This is a genomic window from Streptomyces sp. NPDC008125 (assembly GCF_042957125.1).
Taxonomy (GTDB): Bacteria; Actinomycetota; Actinomycetes; order Streptomycetales; family Streptomycetaceae; genus Streptomyces.
Window position 1 is genome coordinate 1 of record NZ_JBIBHR010000059.1, and the last position, 2,275, is coordinate 2,275.

The following is a 2,275-nucleotide window of genomic DNA, read 5'->3' on the forward strand; positions in this document are numbered from 1 at the left end:
GAACACCTCATCCCCACCCACCTCACCACCCTCGACAAACTCCCCCTCACCCCCAACGGCAAAATCGACAAACGCGCCCTCCCCCAACCCGCCGCAGCGCTCACCGCGACACGCGACCCACAGACCCAGCTCGAAGAGATCGTCCTCGCCCTCTTCAACCGCGTGCTGAGCACCACGGGCCCCGTGGGGATCGACGACAGCTTCTTCCACCACGGCGGACACTCCCTGCTCGCCGCCCGCCTCACCAACCTCATCGCCGACGCCCTCGACGTCCGGCTGACCATCCGCGACGTCTTCCAGCACCCCACACCCGCACGCCTCGCCCAGCACATCAGCACCCTCAAGGGCCGGCCGGCACTCCCGCCCCTCACCCCCGGCACATCGACCGACGACAACGACACCCCCCTGTCCTACGCCCAACGCCGACTCTGGCTGCTCGCCGAACTCGACGGCGACAGCACCGCCTACAACGTCCCGATGGCCATCCACCTCGAAGGCCCACTCGACGCCGACACCCTCGAAACCGCCCTCAACGACGTCGTCGAACGCCACGCCCCCCTCCGGACCGTCTTCACCACCGTCGACGGCGAACCACGACAGCACGTCCTCCCCGCCGCAGAGGCCCGGGTAGTGGTCGAGCGCCGTGAGGCGGCCCGCGACGAGCTGGACGAGGCCATGGCGGAAGGCGCCCGCCACGTCTTCGACCTGCGCAACGAACTCCCCCTGAGGGCAACCTTGTTCAGGGTGGCCGACGGCTCATGGGTGTTTTTTCTCCTGGTGCACCACGTCGCGACGGACGGACGGTCCACCACCGTGTTCTTCGACGACCTGTCACGGGCCTACGAAGCGCGGGCCGCGGGCATCGAGGGCCAGGTACTGGAGCCGCTCCGGGTCCGGTACGCGGACTACGCGGTATGGCAGCAGCGGGCACTGGGCTCGCCGGACGACACCGAAAGCATTCTGTCCCAGGAACTCGCCTACTGGCGGTCGACCCTGGACGGACTGCCCGAGGAACACGCACTGAACCTCGACCGCCCCCGGCCGGCACACGCCACACACCGCGGCGGCCAGGTGGAAGTCCCCCTCGGAGAGGCCCTGTTCGAACAGATCGGCGCACTCGCCCGCGCCGAGGGATGCACCCCCTTCATGGTCGTACACACGGCCCTCGCCGCCGCGTTGACCCGGCTCGGCGCAGGAACCGACCTGACCATCGGTACCCCCGTCGCCGGCCGCACCGACGAAGCCCTCCGCGACCTGATCGGGTTCTTCGTCAACACGCTCGTCCTGCGCACCCGCACCGACAGCAATCCCACCTTCCGCCAGCTCCTCGAACACGTCCGCACCACCGACCTCGACGCCTTCGCCCACCAGGACGCACCCTTCGACCTCGTCCTGGACACCCTCAGCCCCACCCGCACCCTCTCCCGCCACCCCCTTTTCCAGATCTGCCTCACCCTGGAGACGGAAGGCGTGCCGGAGCTGCGGCTCGGCGATGTCCGGGTCGCCGACGTCACCGGTGTCACGAGTGGTGCGGCCAAGTTCGACCTGGAGTTCCTGCTCCGCTCGGACGACGGTCGGGGACTGTGCGGCACGGTTCTCTTCGCGGAGGATCTGTTCGACCACACCACCGTCCGGCGCATGGTGACCGTGCTGGGTGAGGTGCTGCGCCAGGTGCTGGCCGATCCCGACCTGCACCTCATGGAACTCGATGTGCTCTCGGACAGCGAGCGAAGGCTGTTGCTGGGGCCGTGGGCCGGGTCCGTCGCCGACATCGGTGACACCTCACTGGTCGAACGGTTCGAGGACCAGGCCGCACGCACGCCGGAAGCGGTCGCGCTGGTCGACGGCGAGCGGCGGATCTCCTACGGAGAGCTCAACGCGTCCGCCAACCGCTGGGCCCACCACCTGTCTTCGCAGGGACTCGGCCGCGGCGACCTCGCCGGCATCCTCCTCGAACGCGACGCCACCTTCGCCACCGCGGTGATCGCCGTCCTCAAGGCCGGCGCAGGCCACGTGCTCCTCGACCCCGACTTCCCCGACGAACGGCTCGTCACCGCCGCGAACGATGCGGGCATCACCCACCTCGTCACCCGCACGGGACTCGCCGACCGCCTCCAGGGGCCGTGGACGACATCCGTCGAAGGACCGGACGACGTACTGCACCACTCACCGGAGAACCCGGGCCTGCCCATTCAGGGCGATGACGTGGCGTGCGTGATGTTCACCTCCGGATCCACCGGACGCCCCAAGGGCATCCTCTCCTCCCACCGCAACC

The 2,275-nt window shown here is 69.2% G+C and carries 1 protein-coding gene; it reads left to right on the forward strand.

All coding sequences use genetic code 11. The features are described 5' to 3' along the window. Positions 1-2,275: condensation domain-containing protein (locus ACFZAX_RS35405; RefSeq protein WP_390967090.1), on the forward strand; the 2,275-nt coding region annotated here is incomplete at both ends.